Here is a 17,599-nt window from a genome sequence, read left to right on the forward strand (position 1 = left end):
TCGGGTGAGGGGGCCGGGCAGTGGGGTCACGGCCGCGGCCGGTGCGGGCACCTGCCTGAGACCAGCTTGTGTGATCCCCGCTAATAGCTCAAGGTTCTAGAACAGCGCGGCGGCACCAAGACCGCCCAGGACACCGCCGATGAGCGGTCCGGCAACCGGGACCCAGGAGTAGGCCCAGTCCGATGATCCCTTGCCCGGGATCGGCAGCAGGGCGTGCGCCAGGCGCGGACCGAGGTCACGCGCCGGGTTGATCGCGTACCCGGTGGGCCCGCCCAGCGAGGCGCCGATGGCGACCACGATCAGCGCGACCGCCAGCGGGCCCAGCCCGTGGGGTGTCTTGCCGAAGCCGTTGATCACGAACACCAGCACGAAGGTGGCGATGATCTCGGTGACCATGTTCCAGGGGTAGGAGCGGATGGCCCCTCCGGTGGCGAAGACGCCCAGCTTGCTGCCGCCGTCGACGGGTTCATCGAAGTGCTTCTTGTAGGCCAGCCAGGTGCCCACGGCGCCGAGCACGGCACCGATCATCTGGGCGGCGAAGTACAGCAGCATGTTCGCCACGGTCTTGTCCACGCCCGGTGCCAGCTCGGTGGCATCGGCGTTGACCATCAAACCGACGGTGACCGCCGGGTTCAGGTGGGCGCCGGAAGCGGCGGCCACCCAGACACCGGCGAAGACCGCCAGTCCCCAACCGAAACAGATCGTCAGCCAGCCCGCGGCGTGGCCCAACGTCCCCTTCAGATTCACATTGGCCACCACGCCGGTGCCCAATAGCAGCAGAATGAATGTGCCGGTGAGTTCGGCAAGAAATATATTCGGAGTCAACACTGACCTTCCTGGGGTGGACGCCGGCGGCCCACTGCCGCCGGCCACTGATTAGGTGAGAATCACCTCGTGGTGGGTTCGCAGCACCGAGAGCGCATGATTGATCTCGGCGTCGGTTTGGACCCCATCCCAGCCCATGGGCACGGCGAGGCTGCTTGCCACCTCGTGCACCAATTCATTGGTCACCAGGCCGCGGAAGGCCAGGTTGGTGCGGCGGATGAACACGTCGATCAGGCGACCGACCTGCTCCTGCTCGGCCAGGTAGGCCAGCTCCTCGTGGGAGAGCTGGTCGCTGTGCTCCAGCAGGTGCTCATCCTCGCCGACGATGTCCAGCACCGCGTCGGCGCGGGTGCCGTAGCGTTCGAGCAGCACGCGCAGCCGTTCGCGTCCGGCCCGGTGCTCGCGGGCGGCGTACCAGGCATCCAGTTCGCCCTCGTTCATCGGGAAGTTCCGTCCGCCGCCGATCGGCACCCCGACGGTGCTCTGGCGCTGCTCGGCGCGCAGGAAGTTCAGCACCTTGCCGCCCAGGTTCTCACCCAGCGCGCGGAAGGTGGTCCACTTCCCGCCGATCAGCGAGAGCATCATGGTCTTGTCGGTCAGGCGGGTTTCCTTCACCTGGTAGTCGCGCGAGACGAACCCGGGGGCGGTGTCATCGTGGTTCGGCAGCGGGCGCACCCCGGAGAAGCGGTAGACGATGTCCTGGCGGTCGACCTTGATGTTCGGGAAGACGTGGTGGATCAGTTCGAAGAAATAGTCCACTTCCTCCTCGGTGCACACCGCCGGTTCACGCATGTCGTGCTCCAGGTCGGTGGTGCCCACCAGCACGCGGCCAAGCATCGGGTAGATCAGCACGATGCGCCCGTCTTCGTGTTCGAAGAAGATTTCCCGGCCCCCGGTGGCGGCCAGCAGCTCGGGGTGGTCCAGCACGATGTGCGAGCCCTTGGTGCCGCCGGTCCACTTGGTCTCCCGGCCCAGGTCCTCGTTGGTCAGGTCCACCCAGGCGCCGGTGGCGTTCACGAGCACGTCGGCCTCGAACTCGAACTGCTCCCCGCTCAGCTCGTCGCGCAGCTGCGCCTTGCCGTCCTTGAAGCCGGTCAGCGAGGTGTAGTTGGTGGCGCGGGCCTGCGGGTTGGCGGCCAGCCCGTCGCGCAGCACGTCCAGGGTCAGGCGCTCGGGGTTGTGCACCGAGGCGTCAAAGTAGGTGGCGGTGTACTTCACGTCCTGGCGCAGCGCCGGCAGGTCCTTGCGCGCGTTGCGTCCGGCCTTGAAGCTGTGCCACGGGGTGTTGCGTCCGCCGATGCCGGCGAACACGTCGTACATGATCAGCCCGGCCTTGATCAGCGCCGCACCGCGTTCGGTGGGCTTGCCCGACTTGTGGGTCAGGAAGCGCATCGGCGCGGAGAGGATGCCGGAGAAGGTGGAGAAGATCGGGATGGTGGTCTGCAGCGGCTTGACGTAGTGGGGGGCGATCTGCAGCAGCGAGTTGCGTTCCTGCACGGACTCGTGCACCAGGCGGAACTCCCCGTTTTCCAGGTAGCGGATGCCGCCGTGGATCATGTGCGAGCTGGCGCCGGAGGCGCCCTGGCTGTAGTCCCCGCGCTCGATCAGCGCAACGTCGATTCCCTGCATGGCAAGGTAGCGGAACGTCGCCACCCCGTTGATGCCTCCGCCGACCACCAGTACCTGCGCATTCGGCCGTTGGCGCAGTAGTTTCAGCTGGTCCCGTTGCACGGTCACCGCCCCCTTGTATCTCAACCTTTGGTCTTTATACGGTTAGTCTTGTCACGCAGGAACAAACAGGTCAAATGATTTGCACAAGTGTGCGAAAAAGGTGGTTTCGATGCAGGAATCGGTGCGCGGCACGGCACGGGCACGGCCCAAATCTGACACATCCGTGCAAGTGGACCCAAAGTCCCGCGATGCCCTGCGGGCCGCGCACCTGTATTACGTGCAGGATATGAAGATGGAGAGCATCGCCCGGGAGCTGGGCACCTCGCGCTCCACCGTCTCCCGGCTGCTCTCCTTCGCCAAGCGCACCGGCATGGTCTCGGTGGAGATCAACCCGGCGGCGAACATGTCGGTGATGGCCGCCGCCCAGCTCTCGGACCTGTATGGGATCTCGGTGCAGGTCGTGCCCACCGACGGGTCCCTGGATGACACCCAGGTGCTGCAGCGGGTCTCCGCGCACGCCGCCTACGTGCTGGGCAACATGGTCTCCTCCTCCATGACCGTGGGGGTGGCGTGGGGTTCGACGATGCAGGCGCTCTCCGCGGCGCTGGGCAGCCACCCCACCCATGACACGGTGATCGTGCAGCTGAACGGGGCGGCGAACCCGAACACCAGCGGGGTCGGCTACGCCAGCGAGATCCTCACCCGCTTCGGCCAGGCGTTCACCGCCCGGGTCGAGCAGTTCCCGGTCCCGGCGTTCTTTGACCGCGCCGCCACCCGGGAGGCGATGTGGCAGGAGACCTCGGTGCGCCGGGTGCTGAAGGTGCAAAGCGAAATGAAACTGGCGGTCTTCTCCCTGGGTGCGGCCAACGCCGCGGTCGCCTCCCAGGTGTACCGCGGCGGCTATCTCAGCGAGGCGGAGAACGCCCAGCTGCGCGAAATCGGGGTGGTCGGGGACGTGGCCACCGTGTTCTTCGACGCCGCCGGGCGCAGCCAGGACATTGAGATCAACAACCGCTCCACCGGCCCCAGCCTGGCCGCGCTGCGCGCGGTGCCGCGCCGGTTGTGCGTGGTGGCCGGACGCAGCAAGATTCCGGCGGTGCGCGGGGCTTTGGCCGGTGGCTTAATCACCGACCTGATCATCGATGAGGGAGCGGCCCTGGCCCTGCTCGGTGGGTAGCATTAACCCATGCGCCTTCGTGATGAACTGATCTCCACCCACCACCATTGGCACTCCACCATGAAGGTCTTCACCTACCCGGCCAGCACCGACACCCCGGCCGGGGTGATCCTGGCGGTGCACGGCTTCCGCGGGGACCACCACGGCCTGGCCCGGATCACCGAGCTGCTGCCCGAGTACACGTTCATCGTCCCGGACCTGCCCGGGTTCGGGGCCTCCAGCCCCATGGACACCGAACACGACGTGGAGGGCTACGCCCGGGTGCTCGATGACTTGGCCAGCGAGCTGCAGCTGGGCGGGCACGTGATCCTGCTGGGGCATTCCTTCGGATCCCTGGTGGCCGCGAAGCTGGCCACGCTGCGGGTCTTTTCCTCGCTGATCCTGCTCAACCCGATCTCCGAGCCGCCCCTGGAGTCCTCCCAGCGGCTGATCGCCGCCGGTGCCGGGGTCTTCTACGAGGCCTGCGCGAAGCTGCCGGCCGGGGTGGGTGAGCGGATCCTGCGCTCGGGGCTGATCACCGATGCGATGAGCTGGTTCATGACCAAGAGCCGGGATCCGCAGCTGCGCCGCTATGTGCGGGACCAGCACCGCGCCTACTTCTCCGGCTTCCACAACCGCCAAACCCTCTCCCAGGCCTACCGGGCCTCGATCAGCCACACGGTGCAGCAGTGGGCGCCGCGGATCGCCGAACCGGTGCTGATGGTCGGCGGGGAGGACGATGAGATGGGCAGCCCCGACACCCAGGAGCAGCTGCGCGCCAGCTTCCCGCAGGCGGTGCTGGTGATGCTGGAGAACGTGGGACACCTGATCCACTACGAAAAGCCGGAGGAGACCGCCTGGGCGATCCGCGAATTCCTCGCCGGGCGGCTGCGCTAACCGCACCGGCCCACAGGCCAGGCGGGTTTAGAGCACTTCGTCCGGGTCCACCCGGACGGTGACCAGCGGGTCCTTCGCCGCGGACATGCTCGCGCGCAGGCCCCGCAGCGCGGCGGTCACCGCCGGGCCCTGGGCGTAGGAGAAGAACAGCACGTAGCGGTGTTCGCGGGTCTGCTCATCAATGCTCGGCCCGTGCACGGTCACCGGCAGCTGCAGCTGCCCGATGAAGCGTTCGGCGCCCGGACCGGTGACGATCGCCGAGCGCACCGCCGGGGGCAGGCCGATCTCATGGCGTTCGGCCAGCTCGCGTTCGGCAAAGCCGGCCGGGTCCCACCGCACCAGCGCGTTGCCGGCCGGGCTCGGGTTGCCGGTGAGCACCACCACCCCGTCGGGCCGGGCCAGCGCGGCGGCGGTGAACCAGCGGCTGATCACCTCCTCGGCGTTGCGCAGGGAATCGTGGGCCAGCATCTTATCCGCATCCAGCAGCAGCACCGCACCGTAGCCTGCGGCGGCGACCGGCTCCACCCCGGGGGTGGCGACCACCAGGGCCGGCTTGTCCGGGACCTGGCGCACCGGCTTGGCGCCGGTGGAGGAGATCACCGGCACCTTCGCGAACGCCTGGCCCAGCTCCTCGGCGGTGCGTTCGGCCCCGATCGATACCGCCCGCAGCCGCGGTGAGCCGCAGTTCGCGCAGCGGTGGTCGCGGTAGTAGGTGCCGCACCAGCGGCAGTTGACCGCGCCACCGGCCCCGCCCAGCTGCAGCGGGCCCTGGCAGTGCGGGCAGCGGGCGAAGCTGCGGCAGTCCTGGCAGGCCAGCGCCGGCATGAACCCGGTGCGGGCCACCTGCACCAGCACCGGCGCGCTTTCCAGGGCCCGGCTGGCCTCCCGCCAGGCCAGCGACGGGATGCGGGCGCGGGCCAGCACCGGGTCCCGCTCGAGCTCGAAGTCGGTGGTGGTCGCCGCGACCCGGGCCACCTGGCGGCGCAGCAGGTCGCGCGGCAGCTTCAGCTCCTGCGCCCAGCCGGTGTCCACCAGGCGCTGGGCCTCCACGGAGCGCGACGGGGAGGCGATCAGCAGCGAACACCCGGTGTGCTGGCTGCGCAGCAGCGCCACCTCCCGGCTGTGCTGGTAGGGGGCGCGCAGTTCGCGGTGGGACTGGTCCCCGTCCTGCCACAGGATCACCAGCTCCAGGTCCGGGATGTGGCACAGCGCCGCGGAGCGGGTGCCGATCACCACCGGCACGCGCCCGCAAATGGCGCGCAGGAAGTTGCGGTAGCGCGGGGTGGGCCCGTCCTCGGCCTGCAGCCGGGCATAGAACTCGGGCCCGATCGTCTCGTCCAGGTAGGTGCCCAGCCGCTCCAGGTCGGCCGCGTCCGGCACGATCACCAGCACCCGCTTGCCGCGCTGCAGCACCGGGCGGGCGGCATCGAGCAGGAAGCCGGGCCAGGAGCCGGGGAAGTTCGGCACCCAGGTGGCCACCGCCCGGTACAGGCTGCCCTCGCCCCAGTCGCTGAGCGCCTGCGCTCCCCCGGTGTAGTGGGAGAGCTGGTTCACCGGCACCTCGGGCAGGGTGAGCTGCCCGGCGGCCAGGGCGTCGGAGGCCAGGTCCTCCTTCTCCACCCGCGCCGCGCGCGGGGGCACGGCCTGGCGCACCACGTCCCACAACGTGCCGGCGTAGCGTTCGGCCACCAGTTCGGCGGTGGCCAGCACCTCGGGGTAGAGCACCCGGGTTTCGGAGATGAGCTTGCCCAGTTCCCGCACCTTGAACCCGGGGTCCGCGTCCGGGATCAGCTCGGTGATGAACCCGTCCAGCTGGCGCCCGCCAAAGGGCACCTTGACCCGCATCCCGGGCTGCACCCTGTCGCGCAGCGAGGCCGGCACGCTGTAGTCAAAGGGCCGGTCCAGGTGCGGGACGGGGGAATCAATCAGCACCCGGGCCAGCAGCGGTATGCGCTGCGGCTCGGGTGCTGATATCAGGGCTTCTTGTTCCACGGGGCCTGCGGGCTACGCGTTGAACCAGGAGCGCAGCGCATCCACCTTGTCGGTGCGCTCCCAGGTGAAGTCCATGTCGTCGCGGCCGAAGTGGCCGTGTGCGGCGGTCTTCTGGTAGATCGGGCGCTTCAGGTCCAGGTCCTCGATGATGCCCAGCGGACGCAGGTCGAAGATCTCGCGGATGGCCCGGGTGATTTCGGCCGGGTCCACGGTCTCGGTGCCGAAGGTTTCCACGTACAGGCCCACCGGGGTGGCCACGCCGATGGCGTAGGCGACCTGGACCTCGGCGCGCCGGGCCAGGCCCGCGGCGACGATGTTCTTGGCCACCCAGCGCATGGCGTACGCGGCCGAGCGGTCCACCTTGGACGGGTCCTTGCCGGAGAACGCGCCGCCGCCGTGGCGGGCGAAGCCGCCGTAGGTGTCCACGATGATCTTGCGTCCCGTCAGCCCGGCGTCCCCGACCGGCCCGCCGATGATGAAGGGCCCGGAGGGGTTCAGGATGATCTCGGTGCTGGAGGTGTCCAGCCCGGACTTGGAGATCACCGGGGTGACCACCTCCTCCAGCAGGTCGGCCTTCAGGGTTTCCAGCTCGTATTCGGCCGCGTGCTGGCTGGAGACGACCACGGTGTCGATCGACACCGGCTTGTCCCCGTCGTAGCCGATGGTCACCTGGGTCTTGCCGTCGGGGCGCAGCAGCGGCAGCCGGGCGTTCTTGCGCACCTGGGTGAGCCGCTCGGAGAGGCGGTGGGCCAGGAAGATCGGGGTGGGCATCAGCGACTCGGTTTCATCCGAGGCGTAGCCGAACATCAGCCCCTGGTCCCCGGCGCCCTGCATGTCGCGCGGGTCCTTGGCGGTGCCCTGGCGGGACTCCAGGGAGTTGAACACCCCGTCGTGGATTTCCTGGGACTGCTGGCCGATGGAGACCGACACCCCGCAGCGGGCCCCGTCAAAGCCGTTGGCCGAGGAGTCGTAGCCGATGTCCAGGATGGTGCGGCGCACGATCTCCGGGATTTCCACGTACCCGTTGGTGGTCACCTCGCCGGCCACGTGGACCAGCCCGGTGGTGGTCAGGGTTTCCACCGCCACCTTCGAGTTCGGGTCCTGGGCGAGCATGGCATCCAGGATCGCGTCGGAGATCTGGTCGCAGATCTTGTCCGGGTGTCCCTCGGTCACTGATTCCGAGGTAAACAGGCGTAGTTCAGGGGTTGTTGAAGTCACCTTGTTACTCTATCTGGTCGTGTCGACCCTTTGTCCTTCGTTGCGTCCTTGGGTGAATGGCTGTGACATGGTGCTGGTCACCATGTGACGGGCCGATGACGCTATATTGCGCCGGCCAGCTGTTCGATGACGCGCCGCGCCACCTCCAGCTTGCTTCCGGCGGCGGAAACCGCCTCGCGCCCGTCGGCGAACAGGATTGTGGCCTCGTTCGTCTCCGCGCCAAACGTCTTGCTCTGCCCGACCTCGTTGACCACCAGCATCTCGCAGCCCTTCTTGGCCAGCTTGGTCCGGCCGTAGTCCAGCACGCTGCCCTGCTCGTCCCCGGTTTCGGCGGCGAAGCCGACCACGGTGCGCGGCAGCGTCTGGTCCTGGGCGCGGGCGGCGACCAGTTCGGCCAGGATGTCCGGGTTGCGCACCAGTTCGATCACCGGCGCCGAATGCTCGTCGCGCTTCTTGATCTTGGCCGCCTCCACGCTGGCCGGGCGGAAGTCGGCGACCGCCGCGTTCATGATCAGCGCGTCCTTGCCCGGGGCGTGGGCGAACACCGCCTCGCGCAGCTCCAGCGCGCTGGAGGCGTGCACCACCTGCACCCCGTGCGGGGCGGGGACCTCCAGGTGGGTGGCGATCAGGGTGACGTTTGCCCCGGCGTCGCGGGCCGCGGCCGCCAGCGCCACGCCCTGGCGGCCCGAGGAGCGGTTGCCCAGGAAGCGGACCGGGTCCAGCGGTTCGCGGGTGCCCCCGGCGGTGATCAGCACGCTGCGCCCGGCCAGTAGCGGCTCGCCCAGGTGCACCTGCAGCGCCTGGAAGATCTCCTCCGGCTCGGGCAGGCGGCCCGGGCCGCTGTCCTTGCCGGTCAGCCGCCCCACGGCCGGGTCGATCACGTGCACCCCGCGCTGGCGCAGCGTGGCGACGTTGGCCACGGTCGCCGGGTGCTGCCACATTTCGGTGTGCATGGCCGGGGCCATCACCACCGGGGCGCGGGTGGCCAGCAGGGTGCCGGTGAGCAGGTCGTTGGCGATCCCGGCGGCCGCCTTGGCCAGCAGGTCGGCGGTGGCCGGAACGACGACCACCAGGTCGGCCTCCTGGCCCAGGCGCACGTGGTTCACGGTGTCCACGGCGTCGAACACGTTCGAGGTAACCGGGTTGCCGCTGAGGGCCTCAAAGGTGGCGTTGCCCACGAACTGGGCGACGTTGCCGGTGGGAATCACATCGACGTGGTGCCCGGCCTCGCGCAGCAGGCGCAGCAGCAGGACGGACTTGTAGGCGGCGATCCCGGCGGAGACCCCGAGCACGATTCTCTTCAACTTCTACCTCACAATGTGGGACTGGGTGGCGGCCTGCGGGCTTAAACAGCGAATGGCGCCACCGGTGCTAACTGGGGCGCCATCCGTTGAAGTGTTGACTTACTCGGCGTCGGCCGGGGTGACCTTCAGCAGGCCCTCGTTCAGTTCACGCAGGGCGATGGTCAGCGGCTTCTCGTTGAGCTTGGTTTCCACCAGCGGGCCAACGTACTCGAACAGGCCTTCGTTCAGCTGCGCGTAGTAGGCGTTGATCTGGCGGGCGCGCTTGGCCGAATTCAGCACCAGCGCGTACTTGGACTCATCGGTCTTCAGCAACGAGTCGATTGAAGGGTTGATGATTCCTTCAAGGTTTTCGGTCACAGGACTCCCCTTATTTTTCGTCTAGCCCCATGAGGGACACAAGCTCTTCGGCGGCCCGCGACACACTGTCGTTGACAATGGTCACGTCGAATTCCGGTTCGGCCGCAAGTTCCAGTTTAGCGGTTTCCAGCCGGCGCTGCTGTTCCTCGCTCGATTCGGTGCCGCGGCCCACAAGCCGGCGCACCAGTTCATCCCAGGAGGGCGGGGCCAGGAACACGAATTGTGCCTCCGGCATCGACTCCTTGACCTGGCGTGCGCCCTGCAGGTCGATTTCCAGCAGCACCTTCTTGCCCTCGGCCACGGCCTGTTCCACGGTGGAGCGGATGGTGCCGTAGCTGTTCTGCCCGTGCACGACCGCCCATTCAAGCATTTGGCCGGATTCGACCAGCTCCCCAAAGCGCTTGGGCCCAACGAAGTAGTAGTGGACCCCTTCCACCTCCCCCGGGCGCGGATCGCGGGTGGTGGCCGAAACCGACAACCAGACCTGCGGATAGTTCTCACGGATGTAGGTGGAGACGGTGCCCTTGCCTACGGCCGTGGGGCCGGCCAGAACCGTTACCGACGCTGGGGTCATTTACTACGCTTTCGTCTTGGGCGGAGATTGCTTGAAGTGTTCAGTGATCGCCACCCGCTGCTTGCGTCCCAGGCCGCGCAGGCGGCGGGACGGGGAGATCCCCAGGCGTTCGAGCAGGTTCGCGGCGCGGACCTCGCCGACGCCGGGCACTGATTCGAGCAGGTCCATCACACGCATGCGACCGACTGCCTCATCTTCGTACACCAAGTCTAGTACCTCAGTGATGGAGATTTTTCCGCTACTGAACTGGGACTTGATCTCAGCCCGACGGGTGCGGGCGGCCAGGGCCTTGGCACGGGCGCGGATCCGGTCTTCGTCTGAAAGTTCTCGCAGTACCATCGTTCAGCCATCCTTCATCAGTTGTGGACTAAGGCCATGTTGTGAACATAACCACCAAACGCGGCATTTGCAAGAGTAATCGCGCTGTGGCTACTAGAAACCTTAGTATCCACAGCGCGATCCGACTACTTTACTAACCGGCGGCGAGCAGTTCGTCGCGTACCATGCGGGCCTTGTCCCGAAGCGCCTGGACCCCGGGTCCGGCGCGCAGGATGTCCCGGCTGCTGCTGGCCAGCACCTGGCGGTGGCTGCTGGCGAAGCTGTTGGCAAGATCACCCGCGGTGGCGCCCTGCGCCCCGAGCCCGGGGGTCAGCAGCGCCGCCTTCGTCGCGGACAGGTCGATGCCCAGCCGCTGCGGGGCATCCCCGACGGTGGCGCCGATGACCAGGCCCACATGGCCCAGGTCCGCGGCGTGCGCGTTCTCCTGCGCGACCGCGTCGATGATCCGCTTGGCCACCGAGGCCGCTCCCCCCACGTGCTGCACGCTTTGGCCCTCCGGGTTGGAGGTCAGCCCGAGCACGAACACCCCGCGCCCGGTCTGCCCGGCCAAGTCGATGGCCGGGCGCAGCGACTCGTAGCCCAGGTAGGGGCTGAGGGTCACCGCGTCGGCGGCCAGCGGCGAACCGTCGGCCAGCCAGGCGTTGGCGTAGGCGGCCATCGTGGAGCCGATGTCCCCGCGCTTGGCGTCGGCCAGGGTCAGCACCCCGGCATCGCGCGCCGCGGCCAGGGTTTCCTCCAGGGCCGCGAAGCCGGCCGAGCCGAAGCGCTCGTACAGCGCCACCTGCGGCTTGAGGATCGCCGCGGTGCCGGCGACCGCCTCGATGACGCCCAGCGAGAAGCGGCGCACCGCGTCGGCGCTGTCATCCAGCCCCCAGGAGGCCAGCAGGCTGGGGTGCGGGTCGATGCCCACGCACAACGGCCCGTTCGCCTCCATCGCCACCCGCAGCCGGTTGCCGAAATGATCCATTTCGGTGTTCCCGGCCGCGGCGTGTCCCGCCCCGGCGCTAGCCACGGCCGCCTGCCGAGACCAGGTCCGGGTGCTCCTGCAGGCTGGTCACATCCCAGCTGTAGTGGCGCAGCGCGTCGATGGCCTGCACCGCGGCACCGAACTCGGCCACGGTGGTGATGATCGGGGTGCCCACGCTGGTGGCAGCCGCGCGGATCTCGTAGCCGTCCCCGCGCGCCTCCGAACCCGAGGGGGTGTTCAGGATCAGCCCGATCTGGCCTTCGGTGATCATGTCCACAATGGTTTCCCCGCCCTCGTGGACCTTGTTGACCACGGTGGTGGGGATCCCGTTGCGGCGCAGCACCTGGGCGGTGCCGCCGGTGGAGACGATCTCAAACCCGTTGTCGGACAGGTGCTTGACCGGCAGCACGATCGAGCGCTTGTCCCGGTTGGTGACCGAGACGAACACCTTCCCGGCGGTGGGCAGCGGGTTGTTCGCCGCGGCCTGGGACTTGGCGAAGGCGGTGTCGAAGTACTTGTCGATGCCCATCACCTCGCCGGTGGAGCGCATTTCCGGTCCGAGCAGCGAGTCGACGACCTTGCCCTGCGGGGTGCGGAAGCGGCTGAAGGGCAGCACGGCCTCCTTCACCGCCACCGGGGCGGTTTCCGGCAGGTGGGTGCCATCGCCCTGGGCCGGCAGGATGTCCCCGCGCAGCTGGGCAATGCTGCGGCCCACCCCGATCATCGCCGCGGCCTTGGCCAGCTGCACGCCGGTGGCCTTGGAGGTGAACGGCACGGTGCGCGACGCGCGCGGGTTCGCCTCGATGACGTAGAGGATGTCCCCGGCCAGCGCGAACTGGATGTTGATCAGCCCGCGCACGCCCACGCCCTCGGCGATCGCGCGGGTCGCGGCGGCCACCTTTTCACGCACGTCGTGGCCCAGGGTGATGGGCGGCAGCACGCAGGCCGAGTCGCCGGAGTGGATGCCGGCCTCCTCGATGTGCTCCATGATCCCGCCCATGTACAGTTCGGTGCCGTCAAACAGCGCGTCCACGTCGATCTCGATCGCGTCCTCCAGGAAGCGGTCCACCAGCACCGGGTGGTCCACGGTGATCTCGGTGGCGTTTTCGATGTAGCGCGAGAGGTTCGCCTCGTCGTAGACGATCTCCATGCCGCGCCCGCCCAGCACGTAGCTGGGGCGCACCAGCACCGGGTAGCCGATCTCGTCGGCGATCCGCTTGGCGTCCTTGAAGGACACGGCGGTGCCGTTCTTCGGGGCCACCAGCCCGGCGGCGTCCAGCACCTGCTGGAACGCGCCGCGGTGCTCGGCCAGGTCGATCGCCTCCGGGGAGGTGCCCAGGATCGGCACGCCGGCGGCCTTCAGCTCGGCGGCCAGCTTCAGCGGGGTCTGCCCGCCCAGCTGCACGAACACGCCCAGCACGCCGCCGGAGGCCTGTTCGGCGTGGATGATCTCCAGCACGTCCTCCAGGCTCAGCGGCTCGAAGTACAGCCGGTCGGAGATGTCGTAGTCGGTGGAGACGGTCTCCGGGTTGCAGTTGACCATCACGGTCTCGTATCCGGCCTCGCGCAGCGCCATCACCGCGTGCACGCACGAGTAGTCGAACTCGATGCCCTGCCCGATCCGGTTCGGGCCCGAGCCCAGGATGATCACCGAGGGCTTCTCATGGGCCGGCACCTCGGTTTCCTGGTCGTAGGAGGAGTACAGGTAGGGGGTGTACGCCTCGAACTCGGCCGCGCAGGTGTCCACGGTCTTGTAGACCGGGCGGATCTCCAGCGCGTGGCGCACCCCGCGCACCACGGCCTCGGCGTTGCCGGTGAGCTTGGCGATCTGCGCGTCGGAGAACCCGTGGCGCTTGGCCTCGCGCAGCATCTGCTCATCCAGGTTCGCCGACGCGGCGATCATCGCCGCGGTCTCGTTGATCAGCGCCAGCTGGTCCAGGAACCACGGGTCGATGCCGGTGGCCTCATAGAGCCGCTCGATCGACACCCCGGAGAGCAGGGCGCGCTGCACCAGGGCCAGGCGCTCGGTGGAGCCGACCTTGATCTGCTCCAGCACGTGCGGGATCTGCTCCTGCTCCAGCGGCTCGAAGGACAGCTCCGCGCCCTTCTGCTCCAGGGAGCGCAGCGCCTTCTGCAGCGCCTCGGTGAAGTTGCGTCCCAGGCTCATCGCCTCGCCCACCGACTTCATGGTGGTGGTCAGCGTGGCGTCGGCGGCAGGGAACTTCTCAAAGGCGAAGCGCGGGACCTTGACCACCACGTAGTCCAGGGCCGGTTCGAAGGAGGCCGGTGTCTTCTTGGTGATGTCGTTCTGGATCTCATCCAGGGTGTAGCCCAGGGAGACCTTGGTGGCGATCTTGGCGATCGCGAACCCGGTGGCCTTGGAGGCCAGGGCGGAGGAGCGCGAGACGCGCGGGTTCATTTCGATCACGACCACCCGCCCGGTGTCCGGTTCGATGGCGAACTGGATGTTGCACCCGCCGGTGTCCACGCCCACCTCGCGGATCACCGCGATGGAGATGTCGCGCAGCTTCTGGTATTCGCGGTCGGTCAGGGTCATCGCCGGGGCGACGGTGATCGAGTCGCCAGTGTGCACGCCCACCGGGTCGAAGTTCTCGATGGAGCACACGACCACGACGTTGTCGTTCTTGTCGCGCATCATCTCCAGCTCGTATTCCTTCCACCCCAGGATGGACTCCTCCAGGAGCACCTCGGTGGTCGGCGAGTACTGCAGGCCCGCCCCGGCGATGCGGCGCAGGTCCTCCGCGTTGTAGGCCATGCCCGAACCGAGCCCGCCCATGGTGAAGGAGGGGCGCACCACGACCGGGTACTTCAGCTCCTCGACGGCGGCGAAGGCCTCCTCCATGGAGTGCACGATGATCGACTTGGCCGATTCGGCGCCGCAGCGCTCCACCACGCCCTTGAACTTCTCGCGGTCCTCACCCAGCTCGATGGCCTCGATGTTCGCGCCGATCAGCTCCACGTCGTACTTGTCCAGTACGCCGTTCTTGTCCAGCGCGATCGCGGTGTTCAGCGCGGTCTGCCCGCCCAGGGTCGGCAGCACCGCGTCCGGGCGCTCCTTGGCGATGATCTGCTCGACCACCTCGGGGGTGATCGGCTCCACGTAGGTGGCGTCGGCGAACTGCGGGTCGGTCATGATGGTGGCCGGGTTGGAGTTGACCAGGATGACCCGCAGGCCCTCCTCCTTCAGCACGCGCAGCGCCTGGGTGCCGGAGTAGTCGAATTCCGCCGCCTGGCCGATGACGATGGGGCCGGAACCGATGACGAGAACTGATTTCAGATCGGTGCGCTTTGGCATTACTTGTTGTCCTTATCTGCGGTGCTGTCCAGCACGTCGGCGAAACGGTCGAAGAGGTTGGCGGCGTCGTGCGGCCCGGAGGCGGCCTCCGGATGGTACTGCACGGAGAATGCCGGGATGTCCAGGCAGCGCAGCCCCTCCACCACCTGGTCGTTCAGCGAGAAGTGGGAGACCTCCACCTGGCCGAAGCGCTCCACCGGGGCGGTGAAGCTGCCCTGCAGCGGGGCCTGGACGGCGAAGCCGTGGTTCTGGCTGGTGATTTCCACCTTGCCGGTGTCCTTGACCATCACCGGCTGGTTGATGCCGCGGTGCCCGAAGCGCAGCTTGTAGGTGTCCAGCCCCAGCGCCCGGCCCAGGATCTGGTTGCCGAAGCAGATCCCGAAGTACGGGATGCCGGCGTCCAGCACCTGGCGCACCAGTTCGATCTGTTCGGTGGCGGTGGCCGGGTCGCCCGGGCCGTTGGAGAAGAACACGCCCGAGGCGCCCGAGGCCTTGATGTCCTCAAGGGTCGCGTCGTGGGGCAGCACGTGCACGCGCATGCCGCGTTCGGCCAGGCGCACCGGGGTCATCGCCTTGATGCCCAGGTCGATCGCGGCCACGGTGTGGCGTACTTCCCCGCTCCAGCCGTGGTCGGCCGGTTCCACGAAGTAGGGTTCGTCCACCGAGACCTCGGCGGAGATCTTGCGTCCGGCCATCGCCGGCTGATCCTTGACCTGCTCCACCAGCTCCTGAATCGGGCGGGCGGCGGCCGCACCGGAGAAGATCCCGGCCTTCATGGCCCCGGCCTCACGAAGGTGGCGGGTCAGTGCGCGGGTGTCGATGCGTTCGATGCCCACCACGTCGTGGGCGATCAGGTCCTCTTCCAGGGTGCGCACGCTGCGCCAGTTGCTGGGGCGGCGCGAGCCTTCGCGCACCACGTAGCCGGCGGCCCAGATGCGGGTGGATTCGGGGTCCTCGTCGTTCACGCCGGTGTTGCCGATGTGCGGGAAGGTCTGCACCACGATCTGGTGGGCGTAGGACGGGTCGGTCAGGGTTTCCTGGTAGCCGGTCATGCCGGTGGTGAATACCGCTTCACCCAGGGTGGTGCCGACCTTGCCGTAGGCGCGGCCGGGGAAGACGGTGCCGTCCTCCAGGACCAGCACTGCGTCGGGGGTGCTTTGAGTGTTCACTAGTTTGTCTCCTGATCTGCCGCATCGTCCAAGTGCGATGCCAGCATCTGATAAATCTTTGCGTTGTCCGCGTGGTAGCGGGGGCGGAAGCCGGTGTCGAAGTCGAAGTCATCCTTGACCCACCCGGTGATCACCAGGCCGTTGTCCTCCACGAACTTCCCGGCCATCCCCGAGGCCCGGTTCACCCGGGTCAGCGCCGCGAAGGGCACGTGCACCGCGCGGGCCCCGGCCCGCATGAAGTGCACCCCACGCTCACCGATCACCAGGTCCGCGTTGGTGCGCACGCCCAGCTGGTGCACGGCGATCCGGTCCAGCCAGTCCTCCCCGCGGGTGGTGGCCACGTACATGCCCTCGAAGCGGGCGACCTCGGTGTCGGCAAAGTCCTGGAACGGGGCCGGCACGCCGGACTGTCGTCGCTTGCGGTTGCGCCAGCCCACCGCGATGAGCAGCAGCAGCACCAGGATGATGCCCAGCGTCCAGGCGATCGGGACGAAGTACGGGCTATCGATCACTGGGCCACCCGGGCGCTGGCCAGGGCGCCGTCCAGGACCGTGGGGTGGCCGTGGAAGAAGGTGGCGCGCACCGCGCCGGGCAGCTGCATGCCGGCGAACGGGGAGTTGCGGCCCTTGGTCTCCATGGCGTAGGGGTCCACCGTCCAGCGGGCCTCGGGGTCCACCAGCACCAGGTTGGCCGGCTCGCCCTCGGCGACCGGGCGGCCCTGGTCCTCCAGCCGGCCCAGGCGGGCCGCGGCGCCGGAGGTGATCCGCGCGACGTCCGGCCAGCCGATCAGCCCGGTGTCCACCAGGGTGTGCTGCACGATGGACAGGGCGGTTTCCAGCCCGGTCATGCCCATCGCGGCGGCCCCCCATTCGCAGTCCTTGGATTCGGCCGGGTGCGGGGCGTGGTCGGTGCCGATCATGTCGATGGTGCCATCGGCCACCCCGGCGCGCAGCGCCATGACGTCCGCTTCGCGGCGCAGCGGCGGGTTGACCTTGTAGACCGGGTCGAAGCTGCGCACCTTCTCATCGGTGAGCAGCAGGTGGTGCGGGGTGACCTCCGCGGTGACCTGGATGCCGCGGGCCTTGGCCCAGCGGATGATTTCCACGCTGCCGGCGGTGGAGACGTGGCACACGTGCAAGCGGGCGCCGACGTGTTCGGCCAGCAGCACGTCGCGGGCGATGATCGACTCCTCGGCCACGGCCGGCCAGCCAGCCAGGCCAAGCACGGCCGAGACTTCGCCCTCGTTCATCTGGGCGCCCTCGGTCAGCCGCGGTTCCTGGGCGTGCTGGGCGATCACCCCGTCGAAGGCCTTGACGTATTCCAGGGCCCGGCGCATCAGCAGCGGGTCAAACACGCAGATCCCGTCATCGGAGAACATGCGCACCTTCGCCCGGGAGTCGGCCATCGCGCCGATCTCGCTCAGCTGCTTGCCGGCCAGCCCGACGGTGACGGCCCCGACCGGGCGCACGTCCACCCAGCCGGCCTTGCGGCCCAGCTCGTAGACCTGCTCCACCACGCCGGCCGTATCGGCGACCGGGGTTGAGTTGGCCATGGCGTGCACCGCGGTGAACCCGCCCTTGGCGGCGGCGCGAGTGCCGGTTTCCACGGTCTCGGCGTCCTCCCGGCCCGGCTCACGCAGGTGGGTGTGCGGGTCGACCAGGCCCGGCAGCAGGATCTGGCCGGTGGCGTCGATGACGGTGGCGTCCCCGGCCTGCAGGCCCTGGCCGATCTGTGCGATCATCCCGTCGGAGACCAGCACGTCGGCGGTGCCCCCGCCCAGAATGCTGGCGTTGTGAATCAGATACTTCATGGAC

General features: G+C 68.5%; 15 protein-coding genes. 2 read left to right on the forward strand and 13 right to left on the reverse strand.

Features of this window, described 5'->3' with window-relative positions:
* Nucleotides 1–96 precede the first annotated feature (96 nt).
* Both FDN03_RS03340 and FDN03_RS03345 read right to left on the reverse strand, forming a co-directional pair.
* Complete coding sequence (locus tag FDN03_RS03340) at nucleotides 97–825, reverse strand: MIP/aquaporin family protein (protein ID WP_138174281.1); 729 nt, start codon at nucleotides 823–825, stop codon at nucleotides 97–99.
* Between the two features lie 51 nt (nucleotides 826–876).
* The gene (locus tag FDN03_RS03345) at nucleotides 877–2,556 is read right to left on the reverse strand and encodes a glycerol-3-phosphate dehydrogenase/oxidase (protein ID WP_138174283.1); all 1,680 of its coding nucleotides are present in this window, start codon (nucleotides 2,554–2,556) and stop codon (nucleotides 877–879) included.
* A 169-nt stretch (nucleotides 2,557–2,725) separates the two neighbouring features.
* Here FDN03_RS03345 and FDN03_RS03350 point away from each other — a divergent pair, with 169 nt between their 5' ends.
* Nucleotides 2,726–3,673 carry a sugar-binding domain-containing protein gene (locus FDN03_RS03350; protein ID WP_349291704.1) on the forward strand — a complete coding sequence of 316 codons (948 nt, stop codon included), beginning with the start codon at nucleotides 2,726–2,728 and terminating at the stop codon, nucleotides 3,671–3,673.
* Nucleotides 3,674–3,682: 9 nt separating this feature from the next.
* Complete coding sequence (locus FDN03_RS03355; RefSeq protein WP_138174059.1) at nucleotides 3,683–4,549, forward strand: alpha/beta hydrolase; 867 nt, start codon at nucleotides 3,683–3,685, stop codon at nucleotides 4,547–4,549.
* 27 nt (nucleotides 4,550–4,576) lie between these two features.
* Here the strand turns inward: FDN03_RS03355 and FDN03_RS03360 are convergent, their stop codons facing one another.
* From FDN03_RS03360 to FDN03_RS03410, 11 genes are all read right to left on the reverse strand, one after another.
* A complete protein-coding gene (locus FDN03_RS03360) occupies nucleotides 4,577–6,541 on the reverse strand; it encodes a primosomal protein PriA (protein ID WP_138174061.1) in 1,965 nt (654 codons plus the stop codon).
* 12 nt (nucleotides 6,542–6,553) lie between these two features.
* On the reverse strand, nucleotides 6,554–7,759 hold the full coding sequence (metK, locus tag FDN03_RS03365) for a methionine adenosyltransferase (RefSeq protein ID WP_138174063.1): 1,206 nt from the start codon (nucleotides 7,757–7,759) through the stop codon (nucleotides 6,554–6,556).
* 101 nt (nucleotides 7,760–7,860) lie between these two features.
* Nucleotides 7,861–9,063: a bifunctional phosphopantothenoylcysteine decarboxylase/phosphopantothenate--cysteine ligase CoaBC gene (gene coaBC / locus FDN03_RS03370; protein WP_138174065.1), complete on the reverse strand. Its 1,203-nt coding sequence runs from the start codon at nucleotides 9,061–9,063 to the stop codon at nucleotides 7,861–7,863.
* 99 nt (nucleotides 9,064–9,162) lie between these two features.
* Complete coding sequence (gene rpoZ / locus FDN03_RS03375; protein WP_054821784.1) at nucleotides 9,163–9,420, reverse strand: DNA-directed RNA polymerase subunit omega; 258 nt, start codon at nucleotides 9,418–9,420, stop codon at nucleotides 9,163–9,165.
* A 10-nt stretch (nucleotides 9,421–9,430) separates the two neighbouring features.
* Nucleotides 9,431–9,994, reverse strand: a complete 564-nt coding sequence (gene gmk, locus FDN03_RS03380) for a guanylate kinase (protein WP_054821783.1) — start codon at nucleotides 9,992–9,994, stop codon at nucleotides 9,431–9,433.
* Nucleotides 9,995–9,997: 3 nt separating this feature from the next.
* The gene (gene mihF, locus FDN03_RS03385) at nucleotides 9,998–10,333 is read right to left on the reverse strand and encodes an integration host factor, actinobacterial type (RefSeq protein ID WP_054821782.1); all 336 of its coding nucleotides are present in this window, start codon (nucleotides 10,331–10,333) and stop codon (nucleotides 9,998–10,000) included.
* Between the two features lie 133 nt (nucleotides 10,334–10,466).
* Nucleotides 10,467–11,300 (reverse strand): orotidine-5'-phosphate decarboxylase, encoded by an 834-nt coding sequence (pyrF, locus tag FDN03_RS03390; protein ID WP_138174287.1) that lies wholly within the window; start codon nucleotides 11,298–11,300, stop codon nucleotides 10,467–10,469.
* A 37-nt stretch (nucleotides 11,301–11,337) separates the two neighbouring features.
* Complete coding sequence (gene carB / locus FDN03_RS03395; RefSeq protein ID WP_138174067.1) at nucleotides 11,338–14,616, reverse strand: carbamoyl-phosphate synthase large subunit; 3,279 nt, start codon at nucleotides 14,614–14,616, stop codon at nucleotides 11,338–11,340.
* Complete coding sequence (gene carA / locus FDN03_RS03400) at nucleotides 14,616–15,785, reverse strand: glutamine-hydrolyzing carbamoyl-phosphate synthase small subunit (RefSeq protein WP_138174069.1); 1,170 nt, start codon at nucleotides 15,783–15,785, stop codon at nucleotides 14,616–14,618. The genes carB and carA overlap by 1 nt, the downstream gene beginning before the upstream one ends.
* On the reverse strand, nucleotides 15,785–16,297 hold the full coding sequence (locus FDN03_RS03405) for a hypothetical protein (protein WP_249354255.1): 513 nt from the start codon (nucleotides 16,295–16,297) through the stop codon (nucleotides 15,785–15,787). Before FDN03_RS03405 ends, carA begins: the two co-directional genes overlap by 1 nt.
* Nucleotides 16,294–17,595 (reverse strand): dihydroorotase, encoded by a 1,302-nt coding sequence (locus FDN03_RS03410; RefSeq protein WP_138174071.1) that lies wholly within the window; start codon nucleotides 17,593–17,595, stop codon nucleotides 16,294–16,296. The genes FDN03_RS03405 and FDN03_RS03410 overlap by 4 nt, the downstream gene beginning before the upstream one ends.
* Between the last annotated feature and the right edge of the window lie 4 nt (nucleotides 17,596–17,599).

The sequence above is a fragment of the Glutamicibacter sp. V16R2B1 genome, from assembly GCF_005774635.1.
Classification (GTDB): Bacteria; Actinomycetota; Actinomycetes; order Actinomycetales; family Micrococcaceae; genus Glutamicibacter; species Glutamicibacter creatinolyticus.